We start from the raw sequence: 19,676 nt of genomic DNA, 5'->3' as shown, positions 1-19,676 counted from the left end.
CTAAATTACGATTTTAGAAATAAATATGTTTTCCTATGTTATCAATTCATTTTGAATTACTTATCAAGTATCCAAGATGAAATTTCACCGAGAAAATTATCAACAAATTTCTTTTCAAGGGAAGCATATTCGTCCCTACTTCCTGTGGTTGCCTTTTGAAAAAAATGATTGGCCTTATCAAATATTATAAAATGATACTCCGTTCCAGATTTGAGAAGTGCATTTTCCATACGGTCTTTATTTTGGTCTATAGGAACCTGAAAATCTAAACCACCAAATAAACCCAACACAGGTACTTCCAATAACTCTAAATCTTTAGAAGGGTGATAGTATAGGAAAGATGCCAGTGATGGTAACGCATAAATTATTTTGAATTGGTTGGCTTTGGCCAGCGCCTCTTTTTCGATTTTTAAGGTATCAACAATTTCTTCTGATGACATTAACTCATACAGTATGGACTTGGTAGTTTCTTGAAATAATTGATACGCTTCATCAATATGCTTATTATCTTCAATAGCTCTCATCAATTTATTATGCGCTGAAATATCGGCTTCAATTAATGATTTCGAAATATTAGATTGTTTATATTCCTGCCTGACTTGATAAAGTACCACCTCTATTAGTGGTACTGCTGGCGCTCCCATTAGAATTACTTTTTTCACAGACTTATTATTAACAGCAACCTTTGCAGAAATAATACCTCCTTGGCTATGACCAAATAATATAAAATCAATGAATGAATACTTTTTGTAGGTTTTAAAGTAATCGATTATGCTTTCTAAATCCTTTGAATGGTCATCGATTGTGCTGTTTGCAAAATCACCTGTACTTGTTCCCACGCCTCTGTCGTCGTAACGGAAAGATGCTATTCCTTTTGAGGCTAGGTGTTCCGCTATAACTTTAAAAATCTTAAAACCCTCTAAGGTTTCATCCCTATCTTGTGGACCACTGCCAGAACTCATGACAACTAGAGATTTCACTTTACGATTGGATGGAATAACTAGTGTTCCGCCAATCGAAACATTGTCTGTCTGTATAACTAAATCGATAGATTCCGATTCTTGATTTACCAACACTGTGGCCGCCAAGCAAGGAAATGTTAACGTTATACATACTATTAACATAAGGTTCTTTCTTGCTGTTTTCATATTAAATTTCTTTAAATAATGCCTCAATTTGTAATTTCACGTTCTTATTTAAAGTTACCTTATAAAATTCATTAAGCAAATCCAACGAGGTTGGCTTTTTTGGATATTGATTATTTTGAAGGAAGTTCCTCAATGCCAGATTTACCTGGTCTTCACCAATTAACTTTGATAATTCTACCATAGCAACAGCTCCCTTTGAATAAGCAAGATGAGTTGCACCATAAGGCACTTTAAATAGTGCTGAATCACCATATAATCCTTTTTCATTTTCATAAATTTGTTCATGTATTGCTAAACGTTCCTTCATGCGTTCTTCTCCATACAATCGTTTGTAAATCATCATTTCCGCATACATGGCTAAGGTTTCTGTAAGCATAGAAGCACCCTCTCTTATATCCGGACTAACTTGACTATTTCCCCACCATAAATGAGACAATTCGTGTCCAGCAAGTTCATTAATCACATCCTTACTAGGATCACTTTCTATGTTGGTATGAAAAATTAGGTTTTCGGTCATAAATACAGCAGACGGATAAGCAGTTGCCGCAAAGCCACTGGTAAAAGATGACACTTCAACAAAACTGATTTTTTCAAAGGGATAAGTGCCAAAGTTATCTATGCAGTAGTCTAAACTTAGTTTGGCATTATTAAGAAGTCGATCCACGTTTTCAAAATGCATATCATCGTATAACACTTCAATTGTTATGTTTCGATGGAGTAATGATTGTTTTTTATATGCTGCAGATGCTATTGCGAAACGAAATGGGATGCTGTCAACCTTGTGTTGCACAAAAGTTCTACCATTATCTGACCATGACCTCACAACATCTCCAGTTCCAATTGGCGTTTGGCCCCCCTCAGTTGAAACGGTCATATTCAATTTTATAAAGTCACTCCTGAAGACCTCAGGCATTTCAAGTGCTTTCAAGCCAGTTTTAGCGGCTAATTTATACTCTTTTCGCTTTTGCTCATCCGCTATCTCTTTATCTGATTGGTATCCCAGTACTGGATAGTAATTACTTATCCTCATAAACGATCCATTTCCTACAATTGCATTGAAGGATTGATGACCGTTTACGGCATACCAATTATAAGACAATTTGAAGTCCAATACTGCTGTCTTATTAGGTAGTAAAGGTTTACCAAGTTGTAGTTCCGTGATTAACTCATCAATTGCAATATTTTCACCATGGACATTAAAAGTGGCCTCCTCTAGCTCTAAATCTGAATGAAAATTTAATAATATACTGTGTATTGGTCCTTCTGTTAAATTTTGTAATACATATTTACCTTGAATGTTATATGAGTTTTTAGATGGAAACAAGTCAATTTTAGTATCTACATCAACAACAGTAGGTTGGGGAATATTCTGATAATGACGATATTTCTTTTCGTAGTTAAAAGCTTCTATCATTTTAGAATCCTCATTCTTCGGCATATAACCTTCCATGAAGTTAACACCACTAGAGACGCCTAATCCCAAGAAAACAATGACAAAAACAGACTTCATTTTTGTCCATTGTCTTGATTTAAAATATGAATTGACAATCCACAATAATCCTAACAAACTTACTCCAAAACATAAGCGGCTTGAAAATACAGACAAGTACACACCATAACCATTTAGGTCACTGTACACGCCTTTAAAGCCTGAGAAAACATGGAATAATGGATAGGGCAACATCATCTTAATCAAGGGTGTTGCAAGAACTATTACTGAAATAATGGAAACACCTAAGGCGACGTACTTATTTTTAAAAACACAGTTTATAATAAGCATTAAAGTTCCAAAAAGAAAAAGTGGAATGGTGTTAAATAGTACAACACCTAAATATGCCAAACAATCAATTTGGGTATATCCATAGCTTATTTGAAAAAGTAAAGCCAATGCAATAAGTATAGTCGTTAGAAATAGTAATAATACACCAATGGATACTAAGTGTCCTTTTAATTTTGATTTTGAAAAAAATGTACTCTGTTCAATCAAATAAAAACGAGCTGCTTCACTTCTCCAATAAATATCGTTAACAAAATACACCAAAATGAAGGCGCCTAACAAGTGAAAACTTTGAGAAATAGATGTGGCTAAAAGCCCTGAACTCGCATAGTATTGGGGTAAACGTATACCCTTATCAATGGCCGCATACATTTCCATCCCTACAAAAAAGACCAACAAAATAGTAACCGCGACAATGGTAACACCTTTAAATAAATAAATTAAATCTACTTTCGAAAAGGATAAAATGGACTTCAATTCAGATTTAAAACTAAAATCAAGAACTGGTATTTCAACTTTTGCTATTCTAACAATAGTGTCTCCAACTTTCTGCTTTTTGCGCTTCAATTCTTTTTTACTTACACTTTTGTTACTAGAATAAAAATGTCGAGTAATAATCAAAAACACAACTGATAGAGATAGATAAATTAAACGGTTAGCCGCCAGAAAACCACTAAGCGGAACTAAAATCTCATTTTTTGCGATGACCGTCATGTTCCTAGCTTCGAAGAAATATGCAGACACCCCGAAAGGATCCAACAAAGCTGATAGTTGCTGTATTTCAATCGATTGAGGGGTACTTCCAGCCATAAATGGTGAATTAGAAAACACCAACAAAACCATGTAAAGCACATAAAGCAATAAACCACCTACAACTACCAATAATTTTTTACGAGTTGTATAAGCGACCATGAATAAAAAACTACATATAAAAAGGCAGTTTAGCACTCCGAAAATCAAAAAAGGATATAAATAAAACCAGAGATTAAACCCTTCCTGCATCTCACTTCCTGTACGCAAGTTTTGACCAATCACAAAACCAACAATTAAAATGAAAAAACTGAGAAAAGTTTTTAAAGTAAACGTTGAAAATTTGCCTATTAAATAGGTGTCTAAAGTAACAGGATATGAAAATAACATAATGTCAAACTTTGTATCCCATTCTTTCAATAGAATCTCCATTGCGTATGAAATGGCTAAAAATATTATTGACAAACTAAGCAAGGCCATCATAAACCCAATAGTATACGGTGAATTAAGGTATATACCCTCACCTGCAGTTAAATTAAATTTATAACCGCAGAACCATCCTACGAGCAATAATATTGCTCCTGTTAAACTTAAAATATACCGGTTACCGCTGTGCCGTAATTGGAATTGAAATATTGCATTCATAATTAACTGTTTTTAGAAAGCACATTAAAGTAGACATGCTCAAGTATTGGTTCTACCGGCAAAAATCCTTCTGGCTGCACGTTTGAAAATATCGTGATTTGTAATTGACGTTCGATAAGTTGCTGACTGATAACCTTAAATTTTGATTTGTAGACTTCTAATTCATGATTATCAATAAATTTTGACCAGATTTTACCTTCTAGTTCTTTAATTAATTCTTTTGGCTTTCCTGTTTTAAGAACCCTTCCTCGATTTATTATGGTCATTTCTGAACACAGATTTTTCACATCTTCAACCAAATGGGTCGATAAAATCACAACAACTTCACTACTAATATCACTTAGCAAGGTATTAAATCGATTACGCTCTTCTGGATCAAGCCCTGCTGTTGGTTCATCAACAATTATTATTTTAGGATTTCCAAGCAAGGCCTGTGCCACTCCGAAACGCTGTTTCATACCTCCCGAAAATGTATGTACTTCCTTATCTCTAAAATTCCAGAGATTAACTTTTTCTAATAAATATTGAATCTGATTTTGACGCTCTGTTTTGTTGGAAATTCCTTTTAAAATTGCAATATGATTTAATAGGTCATATGCATTTACTTTAGGATAAACACCAAAATCTTGAGGTAGAAATCCTAAATTCTTTTTTATGTAATCGGGATTGTTTACAATATCAACATCATTGAAACCGATACTACCAGATGTAGGTTTTTGCAATCCAACGATAGTTTTCATTAAAGACGATTTTCCGGCCCCATTTGGACCTAATAACCCAAACATGCCATTTTTAATATCTAAGGAAATACCATTAATGGCGTTGTAACCGTTTTTGTAGGTTAGATTAAGATTGCTAATTTTTAAAGAGTTCATAATGGTAAGTTTTTTAAGTTTTTATAAGATGTTGTCGTGCCTTTAATGAGCATATATAAAGTTAATCCAACCTCTCCAATAGCAGCCGAAACACCAACGATAAGAGCCGTATAACCCTCATAACCCGGAAAATTAAAATTTCCAAACGTTTCTATCAAATAACCAGCTGCGGCACCAAGGAATAGGCCACCAAACACCTTTGGGAATACATTGGATTTGTAAATTAGTATTGCCAATAAAAGGCAATGCACTCCAAAAAAGGTTCCTGCGATAAGATATCCATACTGATGCGCTTCCATAAATAAGGTGCTTATGTTCTGAACTTGAGTTATACTAAATGAATTTGACAAACTATCAGTTTCTAATACTTTAAGAGCCATATAGTGATTTAATAAATTTAAACTTCCTATAGCTGGATGTGCTATTAGCCTAAAGGCCGAAGACACCATCGCCAGTGTTTTATTGAAAGGTTTAAAAATTTTATACAATAGTATGGCTATAACAGCGTCTAAAAGAAATGCTATCAAGTCGGTGGTTAACCCTAATTGAAACAGTTCTTTGTTTTGTAATATATTGCTTGCTGTTTCTACAGCATTTCCCGGGACAATTAGGGTGCCTCGAACGTAACCTTGGCTAAAGCCGGCGCAAATAATGACCAAAAGATAGAGTGCTCCTGTAAAGCGGATCAATTTCATACTCGCAAAAGATTTAATGCTTTTCATTTTTTAAATGTTTGTGATTTAAAGCAAAATTGATGAAAAGATGTCTTAATAAATTGACCCTTTGTGCCGAAGATTTGACATTTTGGGACAAAAAGGTCTACAGGGTTTTTCTGTATTCGTTTGGAGCTTGACCAGTCCATCTTTTAAATGCCCGATTGAAGGCACTTTGTTCAGAAAAGCCAGTTAAAAAAGCGATTTCGCCAACAGATTGAGATGAATTTGAAAGTAATAATGTGGCCGTTTCTTGTTGGTTCTTTTGGATAAGCTCTCTAAATGTTAAGTTTCTTTCAGCCAGCCTTCTTTTGAGTGTCCTAGCACTAACCCCTAAATATTCACCTACTTGAGCAATACTGGGTATCCCACTTGCCATAGACTCTTTAAGAATCTTATTGATTTCGTATGTTAGTAAATCATCTTCTTTGTTAAGATTTGATTTTTCTTGTTCCATACGTTCTACTAAAAACTGGTGAATAAACTTATCAGCTTTTATAGTCGAGACCTCAAGTGTTTTTGCTCTGAAAACCAACGTGTTATTAGAAGAATTAAAGTTAACGGGACAATCAAAATAGTCAGAAAAATAGTCACTATTGGTAAAGGTGTGCTTGAAATTAACTTCCACAGGCTTAATGTTTTTACCAGTTACTTCATTTAAAACTCCTACCAACATAACAAAAGACGCCTCATTTGCTGTTTTAACGCCTAATCTGTAAACGTCCCTATTCAAAATAAGCTTAATTATACCATCACGTTCAAGTAATTCAATACTGCCATCATCGGTTACAAGTACCATGTATCTTTTTACATTTTTCAATATATCGATAGCTTTCAGACAGGTTTTCCAGGATAATCCTAAAGTACCATAGTCATTAGAATCAAGCTGTTTGCCTTGTCTTAGTCCAAAACCTGCAGGTAAATGTTTTTCAGCGCATTCATAGATATCAAGTAATAAGTCCATTGAGACCCGTTCATTTTCGGTTTTATGACTTACTGAACAATCAAGGCTGGTTTTAGGCGCGCCTTCTTCGAGCGCAAGTTTAATAGCTTTCTTGAATATAGTAGAAAAAACAACAGCCATGACGTCAATTTTATTATGCTCCTGAGCAAAATAATATTTTTGATTGAGTTTTTCATATACTTAATTTATAAATTATAAAAGGTTATTTATTAGAATGTGATTCTACTAAATCGAACTTTGCTTCTTTATATGTGTTATTTACTATGGTGTGAAATGCCTGGGTCTTTTTACGAATCTCTTCCTTCAAACTTTTATCATTAATTTCTCCGTTATTGAAATTATCATAAAAAGAGGGCAATGAAAACGTATCTGTAATACTGGCCCCCATAAACGGAAAGTAAGTACTTGCCGATTGTAAAACAGTGGCACCGCCTCTGCCTCCTGGTGAGGTTGCCATTAACAGCATAGATTTTTCTCTCCATATTTTCATATTTACACGAGATAACCAATCTATCGTGTTTTTGAATACCGCTGAATAAGACCCGTTATGTTCTGCAAGAGAAACTATAAATCCATCGGCAGTATTAAACAACTCGTTTAGTCTTTTAACAGCGGTCGGAATACCATATTCAGCCTCAAAATCTGCACTATAAATAGGCAACACATAATCGTTTAAATCGATTGAAATAATTTCGAGATTTTCCAACAAACCAGCGGTATAGGTTATTAAACTTTTGTTTATAGATTTTTGACTGTTGCTTCCAGCTATTGTGATTATCGTTTTCATGATTACTGCTTTTTAGAGATTAATTTATCTATTGACCATTTTCCACTACCGTTTACCAATGTGGTTAGGGCAAGACCGATTATAAGAAGAGAATATTCGTATCCTTCTCCAGCTTGATTACCAAACCAATTCATAAAAAAGCCATGTTCTAACTGTGTAGTATAAATAATACCCACAAACATTCCGGCAAGTGATAGTGCCCAAAATCTACTCAAGAGTCCAAGAATTAAGAAAATAGAGCCAAAAAATTCAATCATTATTATTGAGAAGGCTACAATGCTTGGTAATCCCATTTGCGCTGTAAATGCTTCCATATTGGCTGAGTAACCATAACCTCCAAACAGCCCCAGTAATTTCTGTGCTCCATGCGGAAATATTACTAAACCGAGTGTTAATCGTGCAATACTAAATCCAATATTTGGATGTGTCGTTAAAAGTTTTTGTACTAAAGTTTTCATAATGTTGAAGATTTAAAATTGTTTATAATGTTTTTCGGTAATACACACCGAAAGATGATTTTTCTATAGGGTTTGGCCCATATTGGTCAAAGTCTAGCCCAAAACCGAATTGGTGCCCATTGAACGATACGCCGGCACGCCATTGCTGAAAACTTCTAGAATGCCTCTTGAATTCATCCCACACCGTTAAAAACTGCCCGTTTAACCAAAGCGATACTTTATTACTTATGGGAATGTTGAACTGAAACTGAGCAAAGGCTTCGGCATAGCTAGCGTTGGTCTGCTCAGAATGGGCAACTGTGGGAATAATGACAAATAATATCCGTGAATTTTTTAGCGTGAATTTTACTGATAAGCGTTGCGAATATCCTGCAACGCTGTTGTAATATAAAGAAGGCCCAATGGAAATATTCTTATTAATGTTCCAGAATAAAGTTGGCTGAACGCCTACCTCATCAAAACTCTCATTTTCCTTTTTGTTGAATTTTTGAAAAAAGGTGAGGGTGGCAATACTCAGTGTATTTCCCTCATTAATTGGATAGCTAGAATACAGATTAAAATCTGTTTTACCAAATCCAGAAAACAGTTCTACTTGGGTAAATTGTGCCTGCAAATAGTTTGCAAAACCAATTGTAAAAAATGAAGTAATGATTATTATTTTTTTCATGCTTCAAAATTCCGATGGAAGCACGTGAAAAAAAATGAACTAGTTTAAGACTTTTACATTCTATTGACTTTGGAGATAATCTTGCCCATAAATTCTGGCGTAATGCCAATATACCCAGCTAAGTCTTTTTGGGTAATTCTATTGACAATATTTGGATACTTTTTTTTGAACACCAAATATCTTTCTTCTGCTGTTAAGGATATACCATGATTTGAGCGCCTTATATAACTTATCAGCGACCTTTGATAAAGAATGCGATAAAACTTTTCAAATTTTGGTATTTCTTGAAATAGTAGATCATAATTAGCTCTAGAAACACCCAATAATTCAGAATCCTCAGTGGCTTTAATAAAATAACGCGATGGTTCTTTATTGATAAAACTGGCCAGGTCTCCTGTCCAATAATCTTCAACCGCAAACATAGAGAGATATGAGGTGCCCCCTCTTCATCTAAAGTATACACTTTTAAGCAACCTTTTGTAATGAAGTACTCATATCTAGTAATTTCACCGGCCTGCATTAAAAATGCTTTCTTCATGACGTTTACTTCGGTAAGCAAAGAAATATACTTCTGTTTTTCAAGCTCGGTTAAATCGATAAACCTGCTAACATTGTCAATAATTAATTTATGTGAGTACTTTAAGTTCAAGATGAATTTTATACTTTTTTCTAAAGTTAACCATCTAAGTTTAATTATTAAAAACTTTACTCATTTTTACAATTGTTTTATTACATCCTGCTATTGGAAAGGAACAAATTTTGACTGAAAAAAACCTAATTGTATCCTAATATTTTAAAATTTTAATAGACCATTTAATTACTTGTGGGTAAAATTAAAAATCACTATTTAACAGTTTATAAACTTATTACATCTAACAACTTGGTTAAAACTGTATCTTTGCCACTGACTAAGTCTTCCCAACTAGGACGAATTAAAATATCGGGCATCAGTGCCTTATTTTCTTCTTCTGACAAACGAAACAATCTTTTAGAATATGTGATAACTAACTTTGAATTGGGCAATGTAAATGAATCCATATCTTGATACCCATTTGGATTGGAACCAGTGGGCTGACCAACAATTTTAGCATTTAACAATTGTTTGAAAAGCGCTGCATTACTTGTTGCGGCAGAAAAGGTTTTATTGCTTGTTAATACAAATATGCCGTTTTTCCAATCTATGGAATCGGCAAGATTAAGGGCATAGGCTAAAACTGTACCTACATACAAATCGCCACCACCATTTTCTCTCATATCTATAATGACTTGTTTTATCTGCTTTTCTTGAATACAAGAAACCAATCGTTCCCCAAAACTTTGCATCTCTTCAAATGAAGGGTAAGTTTTAAAATTTACATATAGTCCTTTTGTTTCTGAAATTGGGGCGAACCACAAATCAAGGTTGTCAATATTGGGCCTTTCTATTTCAGGAACAGATGTAATCATTTCAGAAATATGCCTATCCTGCCACATTTCATTAGTAATAGCAGTCAATTCCATATTAATTAACTCGTTATTATTTTTTTGAAAACTAAACGTTGCTTTATTTTTTGAATCAATCAAATTAAGATAGAAAAGAAATTCTGCAGTAGTTAAGTAATTACCAGTTCTTTCCTTTAAAGAATATTCGTTTTCAACAAACTGGGCAATTTCTGAAACTTTTTGAGCCACTTTATCAATTGAAATTCCGTTTATAGATTTCAACGTAGTTTTTAAAATATCCTTATTCTCATTTAATGTTTTTACCACGCGCCATTGGTCCTCTATCAATGTAACTTCAAAAGGAAATCGATGTGTTGGCATATTTCTGAAGGATACAGACGTATGCCCATCATTTATGCGCCTTGTTAAACGCATTAGTTTGAGAATAATCTCAAAATCGTTTAATGTCTCAACACTCTCATAAATTGAATTCCACTCATTATAAAATTCTTCTTTAGTTACCGTATGGTATAGATCGATATGTTTTTGTTCCAAAGACGCTTTATAAATTTTAAGGTCCTCTTTCCAGTTCATTTTATTCGGTGGCTGTGCAAACAATACATTAAGCACTGAAAATACTAAAATTAAAAAATGAGTTGCTACTATTTTAAATGCGTTCATACTACTATTTGTTTTCTATTATTTTAAGTATTTCACGAACCAAATTCAGTGTGCTTTTTGAAGCTTCTATTTGATTTAAAGTACCAGCAATGTAAGTATCCAATTGTGGGCAATACCATAAAAATGAAGCCGTGCTGCCAGTATGACCAATAAGTTCCAAGTCATCTGTATTCAACTTCTCTTTAAAAGATACTTTTCTTATTCCAAAACCGTATTCCATGCCTACCGTTTCATACACCCAGTTTTGCATGGTGTAACGGGTTTCTTTTTTTACAATTAAATCTTCATTAAAAGCTTTTAAAAAGCGAATTAAATCTTGGGTTGTCGACACTAAACCTCCACCGCCCCAATCGGCACTTAAGCTTTTGAACGACGATAGCTCGATGTCTCCGGCATAAAACTTAGCTATTTTAAGTTTAGTCTTTTTAGATGGCGATTTTAAATTGACATACGAACTGTCCATCCCTAAAGGTTTAAAAATAAATTCGTGAAAGAACTCGCCTAATGATAAACCACTTACTTTTTCAATAATAAGTGCCAAAAGTACATATTCTGTATCGGTATAGTGATAGTCTTTACCGGGAGCAAAATGAGGCTCCATCTTATTTTTTGTAAACTGAATAATTTCTTGAGGCGACCAAAGCTTATTGGTATCCAGGAGTAGTTGATTGATAATATTAGGGCTTTCATCAATTGTTGAATCTGTGAAATAATCAGGTAAACCAGAAGTATGTTGCAATAAATGAGCTATGGTTAGCTCCTTTGAGTACTCCTTACCATCTAAAACGTGAAGGTTTTCGACAAGTGATTCTGGTAGATATTTATGTATTTCATCTTCAAAATTTAACTTCTTATAATCCTTTAAAATTCCAATAGCGGTAGCTGTTAGCATTTTGGTAATACTCGCTGTATAAAAAGGACTATTGATGTTTATATTATCCTCTGAATTAATTTTACTTTCCGCTAACTGAATATTAATTCCTTTTGATTTAGAATACACATGCAGAAAAGCACTTTTAATAGCTTCTTTTTCTAATTCGGTATTAAATAATTTCTTTACCTCCTTATTTATATTTTGACCAAAGCAGGATAACGAAATAAAAAGCAACAGACCTAGTAATACATTGTTTTTCATGTGATTGCTTTTTGCTATTGTTAGCAATTATAAATTTAGTTCTTTATTATTAAAACCAACTAAACCCTATACCTATACTAAAAGTTACAGCATCTCTTTGCGCATCACCATCTAAATAGGCCGTCCCCATTACTAATTTGGACTGTACATTCATTGCAAAGTTTTTCTTTTTATAAAATTCATAGCCTGTACTTGCCATAACTGCACCTCCAAAATTCCAATCATCATTCACATTTTCTTTAATATCGTATAGTGCAGGTCCGTCAACCGCCAATCCAATACCACCATGAATCCACCAACGATCTTTTATCCAATATTGAACAGAAGGGACAAATACTCCAAAATGCCTGTCGTTTTCTTGAAATTCATAAATCTTTCCAGGCATAGAAACCGTTATTGCCAAGTTATCGTTTAACATATGACCAAACTTCAATTCAGGGAAACTAATACCTCCTTCAAATTTATCGAAAGTTTGAGTACCCTGGCTATCTTCAATACCAATAAAACCAGCACCTAAAGTAAACTCAAAGATAAAACCTTTACGTTTAATAGTCGTTTCTGTATTTAAGTTATCTTGTGCAAATGTTGCTGTGGTGATTAATGTAAATACCGTAAGTACCGCTGCTAATCTAATTTGTTTATTTATTGTTTTCATGCTAATTGTTTTTATAATTAATTTTTTAATTGCTCTTTTTTAATTAAAACTTTATTCCAACATAAAGGTTTGGTTCAAAAAGGAAGTGAGATTTCCATCTATTATCTAGTTGTTTAAATGCTTCTGGCGTGTTTGTGTCAAACATCCAATTTTGACAATGAATTTGGGGTTCGATAAAAATGCGTTTCTTTTTTCCAAAAGCAATGTGGTAGCCTATGTGATAGGACGTGTAGAGCTTAAATCCGTTTGCAATTTTCTTGCTATTTAAGTCTAAATAAGTTTTGTGTAATGGCAATACTTCTACAGATGCAAATAACCCTTTCCAAAGCATACGCTGATACGATACACCCACGCCAGTTTCGCGCAGATAACCGGGGTAAAATTCAGTTTCAGAATCAATTTTGTCTAAAAGCCCATCCCACCATTGAATTCCCATGGGTTGAAATAATCGCCAAGTGGCGAATTTTACTCCAACGATGTTTTTAGGATCTAATTCTCGTTTAATATGAAGTTCAATATGTTGTGTATTGGTTCTTTTGCCTCCGTCGCCAATGTTAGTTAAGATAATAGCAGGAAAGCTCGCTCTGTATTTGAAACCTGTATCGTTTTTCTTTGTTGATTCCAATTTACTCTGAGCAAAAATATTTAGTGTACAAAGAGTTAAGCAGATGATTAGTAGTTTTTTCATTGTAATGTGTTTTTAATTGTTCGTTTTTTGATTAATAATTTGATGGTACAAAGATTCACTGAATTTTAAGGGCAATCGTTTTGAATTATAATTTGGAACCTTTTTAATACTTAGTACTAATGCTTATTTTTTCACTAAAAGAAAAAGGCTTAACATTTTAGAGTTAAGCCTTTTATTAGTCCTTAGGGTATTATCTTAAAGCAACGCTTCAGGATTAGAGGTAAGCTTTTCTACGTTTTCAGTAATTTTTTCAATCTCCCAATCCCACCATTTTAACTCTAATAGTTTTGAAATGGTATCTTCAGAAAACCGTTTTTTTATAGGTTTAGCAGGATTACCCCCAACAATAGTGTAAGGTGCTATGCTTTTTGTCACAACCGCTTTTGATGCTATTATTGCACCATCACCAATGTGAACACCAGGCATAATGGTAGCATCGTGACCAATCCAAACATCATTACCGATTATGGTATCACCTTTGGTTGGATAGGTTTTACCTTCCATGGCATCTTGCCACGCGCCACCAAAAATGGCAAATGGATATGCTGTTGTGGCTTCAATAAGATGATTACCACCATTCATAATAAATGTTACATCTGAAGCAATCATACAAAACTTACCTATAATGAGTTTATCTCCAATAAAATCAAAATGATATTTTACGTTTTTCTCAAAGTTTGAAACATCTTCAAAATCATCATAATACGTATAGTCTCCCACTATAATATTTGGATTGTTAATAAGATTCTTTAAAAAACAAAGTTTTTTATAATTGGGTAACGGGAATAGGGTACTTGGGTTGGGTGCTTTCATAGAGTCTTCATTTATTTTGATGATTTATAAAATACTATGGCTAAATATAGGGTTATGATAGCCTGACATTTTTCAATTATGTTTTCAGCTAATAGATTACCAATGGTGTTTAACATAAAAAAAAAATGCAAAAACCAAAAGTATCCTTTTTATGGTTTTAGCTGTAAAAATTGATTTTACCAGTCTGCTTTTCATAGAAAGGACTGCGCCTATAAACAGCATTATTATTAATGCCACTCCTTCCAAGATATACATTTCTGAAATAGCTTTTATTTTACCACCCCAAACTATAGTGTAGGGAATGATTTGAAATAAAACCAGTACGTGAAATATACAGTAGGCAACAATAATAATTAGAGCGATTTTTTGAGATAATTTCATTGTGATGCTTTTACTATACTCCAATCGTTTTAACTTCTTGAACATAAAAATCCTTTAAGTGATGCTTTCCGTAGGTTGGTGCTATATTATCCTCTGCCATAAGGGTTAGGAAAAACTCAATTGGCCCATAGGTTTTTACACTAGTAAAGGTTCTTAAACTCCAAATGGTTAGCTTTCTCATCCAATCTGGTAAATGAATGATTTTTATGGGTTTGTTCAAAGCATTTAAAGCTAATTTACCAATATCATTAAGACTTAACACGTCGGGGCCACCAATGGTTAATTCTTTATTGGTTTCCTCTAGATTATCTACAATAAATGTTGCCAAATCTTTACCGTGAATTGGGTTGAATTTTTGATTGCCCGAGCCAAACAAATAAACCCGACCCGATTTTGCCATTTGCAAAAAATCTTTCATATCTGAAAAAAAACCGTTGGGTCTTACTATGGTATAGTTTAGTCCTGAAGCTTTTAAGGCATCGACAAACTTTTCCTTGGCTTCAAAAATTTTTAAATTCCGATATTTATTGCCATTGATAGCCGAAACGTAAACAAAATGTTTTACACCTGCTTTTTTTGCTTCTTCCAACAAATTCATATTTGCCTGATAATCTACATCTAAATATGTTAAGCCATCTTTTTGCCTTGTTATACCTACTGTAGATATAACCGTATCAATACCTTTGCAAATATCACGTAGGGTATCAGGTTTTGTAACTTCTGCTTGTTTAACCTCTAAAAAATTTTCGTTATTATTTTTAAGTTTATTTGGATTACGCACAATGGCAAGAACTTGATTTTGATTATCAATTAAGGCATTTAACAGATAAGACCCTAAGTAACCTGTAGCACCTGCCAGTAATATGTTAGTATGTTTCATTGCTATAAGGTTACTTTGATTTTAATTAAACTCATTTGTTAATAATTGCTCAATAATGGCATTGCGTTGCGCCCCTGTATCGTCTTGTTGATTACTTAACAAAATAATGGTAGCATCGTATTCTGGTATAAAACCAATCATACTCCAATAGCCATTAATATCGCCACCGTGCCAATACATTGTTGTATTTCCCTCTTGGGTGGTAAACCAGCCTAAACCAAAATCGGTATAACCACTTGGTACGTTTTGGGTAAATATTTCGGTTTTTTCATTATTTGTAAACCAATTGTTTTTTACAGCATTAGCCCAAGTTTCCATATCTTTTGGTGTACTACTATAGTCTCCAGCACCAAAAGCAATTGTCATTGGGTAGGTGCTATTTGTGTTACCATTTAAATAGCCTTGAGCGTGTGTATTTTCATCAATTACATCAGTACCTTTATATGTATTAGACATTGCAAGAGGATTACATATGTTTTGTTGCATATAGTCGTGGTAAGGCATTTGAGATACTTCTTGAATTAATAAAGCAGCAATAAGAAAGTTTGAGTTGCTGTACTGTTTATTAGTACCTGGTGAGAAATTTAGACCATTTATAGAAATCAATTCTTTAATTACTTCATATATATCTTCTTCATCTAAAGTTTCTCCTTGTTCGTAAGCTTCCTCTACTACAAGTTGATAATCTGGAATACCCGATTGATGTGATAATAACTGTGCAATAGTAATTTGACTACCGTTTGGAAATTCAGGGTCAAATTCATCTAAACTTTGATTAAAACTATTAATTAAGCCATCGCGTTTTAATTGGACAATGCCAGCTGCTGTTAATGTTTTGGTAACTGACCCGATGCGATAAGCGAGATTGTAATCTTGTGATAAAGCTGAAGTTTGATTTGCCAATCCAAATCCTTGTCTCACTAAATCGTTTCCGTTTTTAGTTACAATGGCATACCCCTGAAAATCAATTTCATTTAGTAAATTTTCTACGTTTGTGTAATTGTTTGATGGTGTGTTGTTGTCATCATCTTTTGAACAAGATGTAAAAAGGATTATGGTAGTTACCATAAATGCTACAAAAATTTTGTGTAAAGTTGTCATAACTGTTCGTTTTTTGATTATTAATTAAATGATGATGCAAAGATTCATCAGATAACTAAAGCAATCGTTCTGAATTATAATTTGAAACGAACTAAATAGGATTTGCTACGAATTGGCTTTTAACCAAGCTTTAGGGGTAATGCCCTCTGTTTTTTTGAAAAACGTATTAAAAACACTTTTAGAATTAAACCCGCTATCATAAGCTAAACCAAGAATGGTAAGGTGTGCATTTTTAGGATTTAAGGCTATGTTTTTAAAATAGTTGAGACGATACGAATTAACAAAGTCATTAAAGTTAACGTTAAATGCTTGGTTAACTAAATAAGACATTTTATTTGTATTTAACCCTAAAATATCTGCTACAAACTTTAATGTTAATTGAGGATTTAAATACGGTTCGTCTTCCCTAAAATAAGAAAGTAATTCTTCTTTTAGAGTATCTATTTGTTGATTATCCAAAAGAATTGATTGTGATTCTTCTTGCTCTATTTGAAGAGGTTTAACATCTTTTAAAAGTAAGTTTGACTGATGTAATTCTAAAAACCCATTGAAACTATGCAAGGGTCTAAAAAAAGGTTCTTGCCTAAAGTTGATGACTTGACCTCGTCTATGGTTAATCATTTCCTTTAAACGTAAAAACCCTTTGTCGCTATGTTTTGAATTGCTTAATATAAATGCATCATAAGGGACCAACATTGTTTGATTAGGACTATTTTTAGCCCATTTATCAATAATTTGTTGCGGAACTGTAACTACATTTTCATTAATAATGCTATACAGTATTTCCTTTTCTTCTATGAATGTAGAGTTGTGAATATGGGAAATAAACGCTTGCTTTTTGCTAAGCCATATTAAACAAAAGCATTTTAAATGATGTGCCAATTCTAATTGAGGATTCAGTGTTAAAGCGTAATTTACTTTTTCTAAAGCTTTCTCATATTGACCTTGATAGTAATAAATATGTGCTAAAGTGTAATAGTTGTTAGCCGAAAGCGGATCTACCTCTAATAATTTGTTGGCATATTGTAAAGCTACATCAAAAAAACCGTGAGCGATACATAACTCTGCCATAGCTTCTAAACCATCTATGTGATTTGGGTTTATCTCTAATACTTTGTTTATATGTAGGTAGGCATTTTTAAAATCCCATTCTTCCCAGAAAAACTTACCTACAAAAGATAATGGGTATTCTGGTAAAGAGGTATCAATTTCTTTGGCGATTAATAAATTACTAATTGCCAATTCCATCGCTTCGTGATAGGGCATATAGCCCCACATTGCCAATAAGCCATAACATTGCAAATTTGCATAGTAAGCTTTTGCATAATTCTTATCGAGCGAAATGGCTTGGTTGTAACATGTAATAGCCTCTTTTATGCTTTCGGGTGTCCATTTTAATTGTAATGAACGCCCTTTTAAAAACTGTTGGTAAGCATCAATATTGTTTGTGGGTTGTTTAATAAGATGCTCTTGCAATTCAAAATGACCGAAATTGTTTCTGACCTCTTCTGCTATAGCCAAACTAATTTCGTCTTCTAATTCAAAAATGTTAAGCAGTTCTCTATCGTATTTTTTAGACCAATAATGTATTCCGTCCACAACATCTATTAACTGCGCTGTTATTCTAACCTTATCTTGTGCTTTTTTTATACTTCCTTCAAGAATTGTATTTACACTTAATTGCTTGCCAATTTCCCTGATATCAATATCCTTTCCTTTAAAGGCAAAAGATGAGGTTCTTGCAATTACTTTTAAGCCTTTTACTTTTGTTAGTGCGTTGATGATTTCTTCTGTGATTCCGTCACAAAAATATTCGTTATCAATATGATTGCTCATATTGACGAAAGGTAAAACGGCTATTGATTTTTGGCTAATCAAACTTTTATTTTGCTAAAACAAATGTAAAATAAAAGGTTAAAAGATTGATTAACAAAAACAAATAATATTTTTAAATAAATAAGACTAGCTACCTCTAGATAGAGCAATCAACTATGCTTTAACTTAAAAAAAAAAAAATCTGTACATTAGGGGAACAAGTTTTCAACCAATCTTTCGCAGTTTTAACCAAGTTATAATTGTTTCATTGGTTTCCTTTGGTTTTTCTTGTTGGATATGATGCCCACAATTTAAGCTAACAACATTTAAATCTGGTGCAAAATCGTTTAAAGTTTGAGATTTTGGAATGACATCTTTTTCACCATAAATCATTAAAGTTGGGTGATTGATTCTTGGTTTTACATTTGCCATAACATGCCAATTTCTATCAAGGTTTCTGTACCAATTAATAGCTTCTGAGAATTAAGACTTCAATTTTTTTTAAATTTGTTGTACTTGGCACATGTTTAGAATTCTCTAGTAAAACAACTTCCTCTAAAGATGGAAATATTCGCTTCGCTCTTTTTATTAACTTTTTTCCTGGAAACATGATGTCTTTTTCAGCTGCAAAAATGCTGATTGGTATTTTTATGTTATGGGCTGAATCTTGAGAAATTATAGGAAGCGGAGAAAAATCCATGTTGCAATGTTGAAATGTATTTGACATGTAGGTTAAAGCAAAATCGTCGTATTCAGAAAAAAGTACACCCATTACTTTTTTAAGGTAACGTTGATTATTAGTTTTAATAAACTTTTTTAATGGTAGGAACATTTTGAAAAAACCTACAAGTGGATTACCATTTACGATATAGACTGGGGCGATTAAGAAAACTTCTTTTATTGGTATTTCACTAAATTCGAGCGCCTTTAAACTGATTAACCCTCCAAAGGAAAACCCAACTAAAGTGACTTCTTTTAATCTTAATTTTATGATGACTTCCAACAGCCATTCCCCATAATCTAAAGACTTTATATCCAATCTGTTCTCTGCACTTTTATTCGGTTGCGCTAACACATCGATAGCATAAACGCTATATTTTGATGATAAATTTGGAAAAGAATCTAAAATTTGTGGAGCGCAACCTCCTGTTCCGTGAATCAGTATTAAAGGAGGGTTTTTAGTATCGCCAATAATAATAACATTGGTCACTCCGAACTTTGTTTCTAGAGATTTTTCTGAATATTCAATATTCAACTCCTGTAACTTTTGATTGTAAAGCCTTAAAATTTTTGATTTTCCTTCTTTTGATTTAAAAAACAT

20 protein-coding genes are annotated in these 19,676 nt (G+C 33.2%); all 20 read right to left on the bottom strand.

What is annotated here, in order from left to right:
- Positions 1-56 precede the first annotated feature (56 nt).
- The 20 genes from ABI125_05345 to ABI125_05250 all read right to left on the bottom strand — a co-directional run bounded on the left by ABI125_05345 (position 57) and on the right by ABI125_05250 (position 19,676).
- On the bottom strand, positions 57-1,148 hold the full coding sequence (locus tag ABI125_05345; protein ID XCF07280.1) for an alpha/beta hydrolase: 1,092 nt from the start codon (positions 1,146-1,148) through the stop codon (positions 57-59).
- Position 1,149: 1 nt separating this feature from the next.
- Entirely contained in the window at positions 1,150-4,320 is a 3,171-nt protein-coding gene (locus ABI125_05340; protein ID XCF07279.1) for a M1 family aminopeptidase, read from the bottom strand.
- A gap of 2 nt (positions 4,321-4,322) precedes the next feature.
- On the bottom strand, positions 4,323-5,195 hold the full coding sequence (locus ABI125_05335; GenBank protein XCF07278.1) for an ABC transporter ATP-binding protein: 873 nt from the start codon (positions 5,193-5,195) through the stop codon (positions 4,323-4,325).
- Positions 5,192-5,917 carry a DUF4386 domain-containing protein gene (locus tag ABI125_05330; protein XCF07277.1) on the bottom strand — a complete coding sequence of 242 codons (726 nt, stop codon included), beginning with the start codon at positions 5,915-5,917 and terminating at the stop codon, positions 5,192-5,194. Before ABI125_05330 ends, ABI125_05335 begins: the two co-directional genes overlap by 4 nt.
- Positions 5,918-6,014: 97 nt before the next feature.
- Entirely contained in the window at positions 6,015-6,992 is a 978-nt protein-coding gene (locus tag ABI125_05325) for a helix-turn-helix domain-containing protein (GenBank protein ID XCF07276.1), read from the bottom strand.
- 82 nt (positions 6,993-7,074) lie between these two features.
- A complete protein-coding gene (locus tag ABI125_05320; GenBank protein XCF07275.1) occupies positions 7,075-7,659 on the bottom strand; it encodes an NAD(P)H-dependent oxidoreductase in 585 nt (194 codons plus the stop codon).
- Positions 7,660-7,661: 2 nt separating this feature from the next.
- Positions 7,662-8,117, bottom strand: a complete 456-nt coding sequence (locus ABI125_05315) for a DoxX family protein (protein ID XCF07274.1) — start codon at positions 8,115-8,117, stop codon at positions 7,662-7,664.
- Positions 8,118-8,139: 22 nt separating this feature from the next.
- Positions 8,140-8,784 (bottom strand): hypothetical protein, encoded by a 645-nt coding sequence (locus ABI125_05310; GenBank protein XCF07273.1) that lies wholly within the window; start codon positions 8,782-8,784, stop codon positions 8,140-8,142.
- Positions 8,785-8,837: 53 nt separating this feature from the next.
- Positions 8,838-9,206 (bottom strand): hypothetical protein, encoded by a 369-nt coding sequence (locus ABI125_05305; GenBank protein XCF07272.1) that lies wholly within the window; start codon positions 9,204-9,206, stop codon positions 8,838-8,840.
- 433 nt (positions 9,207-9,639) lie between these two features.
- Positions 9,640-10,887 carry a hypothetical protein gene (locus ABI125_05300; protein ID XCF07271.1) on the bottom strand — a complete coding sequence of 416 codons (1,248 nt, stop codon included), beginning with the start codon at positions 10,885-10,887 and terminating at the stop codon, positions 9,640-9,642.
- A gap of 4 nt (positions 10,888-10,891) precedes the next feature.
- Complete coding sequence (locus tag ABI125_05295) at positions 10,892-12,022, bottom strand: serine hydrolase domain-containing protein (GenBank protein XCF07270.1); 1,131 nt, start codon at positions 12,020-12,022, stop codon at positions 10,892-10,894.
- 49 nt (positions 12,023-12,071) lie between these two features.
- Positions 12,072-12,677 (bottom strand): hypothetical protein, encoded by a 606-nt coding sequence (locus ABI125_05290; GenBank protein XCF07269.1) that lies wholly within the window; start codon positions 12,675-12,677, stop codon positions 12,072-12,074.
- Positions 12,678-12,720: 43 nt separating this feature from the next.
- Positions 12,721-13,365 carry a hypothetical protein gene (locus ABI125_05285; protein ID XCF07268.1) on the bottom strand — a complete coding sequence of 215 codons (645 nt, stop codon included), beginning with the start codon at positions 13,363-13,365 and terminating at the stop codon, positions 12,721-12,723.
- A gap of 195 nt (positions 13,366-13,560) precedes the next feature.
- A complete protein-coding gene (locus ABI125_05280; GenBank protein ID XCF07267.1) occupies positions 13,561-14,178 on the bottom strand; it encodes a CatB-related O-acetyltransferase in 618 nt (205 codons plus the stop codon).
- A gap of 96 nt (positions 14,179-14,274) precedes the next feature.
- The gene (locus ABI125_05275; GenBank protein ID XCF07266.1) at positions 14,275-14,559 is read right to left on the bottom strand and encodes a hypothetical protein; all 285 of its coding nucleotides are present in this window, start codon (positions 14,557-14,559) and stop codon (positions 14,275-14,277) included.
- A gap of 13 nt (positions 14,560-14,572) precedes the next feature.
- Positions 14,573-15,439 (bottom strand): SDR family oxidoreductase, encoded by an 867-nt coding sequence (locus ABI125_05270; GenBank protein XCF07265.1) that lies wholly within the window; start codon positions 15,437-15,439, stop codon positions 14,573-14,575.
- A 21-nt stretch (positions 15,440-15,460) separates the two neighbouring features.
- Entirely contained in the window at positions 15,461-16,540 is a 1,080-nt protein-coding gene (locus ABI125_05265) for a serine hydrolase domain-containing protein (GenBank protein XCF07264.1), read from the bottom strand.
- A gap of 105 nt (positions 16,541-16,645) precedes the next feature.
- Positions 16,646-18,376, bottom strand: coding sequence for a tetratricopeptide repeat protein (locus ABI125_05260; GenBank protein XCF07263.1), 1,731 nt, complete (start codon positions 18,374-18,376; stop codon positions 16,646-16,648).
- 204 nt (positions 18,377-18,580) lie between these two features.
- Complete coding sequence (locus tag ABI125_05255; GenBank protein ID XCF07262.1) at positions 18,581-18,787, bottom strand: alpha/beta hydrolase; 207 nt, start codon at positions 18,785-18,787, stop codon at positions 18,581-18,583.
- A gap of 34 nt (positions 18,788-18,821) precedes the next feature.
- Positions 18,822-19,676 (bottom strand): alpha/beta hydrolase, encoded by an 855-nt coding sequence (locus tag ABI125_05250; protein XCF07261.1) that lies wholly within the window; start codon positions 19,674-19,676, stop codon positions 18,822-18,824.

The sequence above is a fragment of the Tamlana crocina genome, assembly GCA_040429635.1.
GTDB lineage: Bacteria > Bacteroidota > Bacteroidia > Flavobacteriales > Flavobacteriaceae > Flavisericum > Flavisericum crocinum.
The sequence above is the reverse complement of the archived record's forward strand: the minus strand, read 5'-3'. Positions and strand labels throughout refer to the sequence as shown.

What these genes read in the sequence shown, in the direction of transcription:
- ABI125_05285 (XCF07268.1), bottom strand. Translation starts at nt 13,365, where the DNA reads ATGAAAAAACTACTAATCATCTGCTTAACTCTTTGTACACTAAATATT.
- ABI125_05305 (XCF07272.1), bottom strand. Translation starts at nt 9,206, where the DNA reads ATGTTTGCGGTTGAAGATTATTGGACAGGAGACCTGGCCAGTTTTATC.
- ABI125_05315 (XCF07274.1), bottom strand. Translation starts at nt 8,117, where the DNA reads ATGAAAACTTTAGTACAAAAACTTTTAACGACACATCCAAATATTGGA.
- ABI125_05250 (XCF07261.1), bottom strand. Translation starts at nt 19,676, where the DNA reads ATGTTTTTTAAATCAAAAGAAGGAAAATCAAAAATTTTAAGGCTTTAC.
- ABI125_05275 (XCF07266.1), bottom strand. Translation starts at nt 14,559, where the DNA reads ATGAAATTATCTCAAAAAATCGCTCTAATTATTATTGTTGCCTACTGT.
- ABI125_05280 (XCF07267.1), bottom strand. Translation starts at nt 14,178, where the DNA reads ATGAAAGCACCCAACCCAAGTACCCTATTCCCGTTACCCAATTATAAA.
- ABI125_05330 (XCF07277.1), bottom strand. Translation starts at nt 5,917, where the DNA reads ATGAAAAGCATTAAATCTTTTGCGAGTATGAAATTGATCCGCTTTACA.
- ABI125_05320 (XCF07275.1), bottom strand. Translation starts at nt 7,659, where the DNA reads ATGAAAACGATAATCACAATAGCTGGAAGCAACAGTCAAAAATCTATA.
- ABI125_05260 (XCF07263.1), bottom strand. Translation starts at nt 18,376, where the DNA reads ATGAGCAATCATATTGATAACGAATATTTTTGTGACGGAATCACAGAA.
- ABI125_05325 (XCF07276.1), bottom strand. Translation starts at nt 6,992, where the DNA reads ATGGCTGTTGTTTTTTCTACTATATTCAAGAAAGCTATTAAACTTGCG.
- ABI125_05255 (XCF07262.1), bottom strand. Translation starts at nt 18,787, where the DNA reads ATGGCAAATGTAAAACCAAGAATCAATCACCCAACTTTAATGATTTAT.
- ABI125_05335 (XCF07278.1), bottom strand. Translation starts at nt 5,195, where the DNA reads ATGAACTCTTTAAAAATTAGCAATCTTAATCTAACCTACAAAAACGGT.
- ABI125_05290 (XCF07269.1), bottom strand. Translation starts at nt 12,677, where the DNA reads ATGAAAACAATAAATAAACAAATTAGATTAGCAGCGGTACTTACGGTA.
- ABI125_05300 (XCF07271.1), bottom strand. Translation starts at nt 10,887, where the DNA reads ATGAACGCATTTAAAATAGTAGCAACTCATTTTTTAATTTTAGTATTT.
- ABI125_05270 (XCF07265.1), bottom strand. Translation starts at nt 15,439, where the DNA reads ATGAAACATACTAACATATTACTGGCAGGTGCTACAGGTTACTTAGGG.
- ABI125_05340 (XCF07279.1), bottom strand. Translation starts at nt 4,320, where the DNA reads ATGAATGCAATATTTCAATTCCAATTACGGCACAGCGGTAACCGGTAT.
- ABI125_05265 (XCF07264.1), bottom strand. Translation starts at nt 16,540, where the DNA reads ATGACAACTTTACACAAAATTTTTGTAGCATTTATGGTAACTACCATA.
- ABI125_05310 (XCF07273.1), bottom strand. Translation starts at nt 8,784, where the DNA reads ATGAAAAAAATAATAATCATTACTTCATTTTTTACAATTGGTTTTGCA.
- ABI125_05345 (XCF07280.1), bottom strand. Translation starts at nt 1,148, where the DNA reads ATGAAAACAGCAAGAAAGAACCTTATGTTAATAGTATGTATAACGTTA.
- ABI125_05295 (XCF07270.1), bottom strand. Translation starts at nt 12,022, where the DNA reads ATGAAAAACAATGTATTACTAGGTCTGTTGCTTTTTATTTCGTTATCC.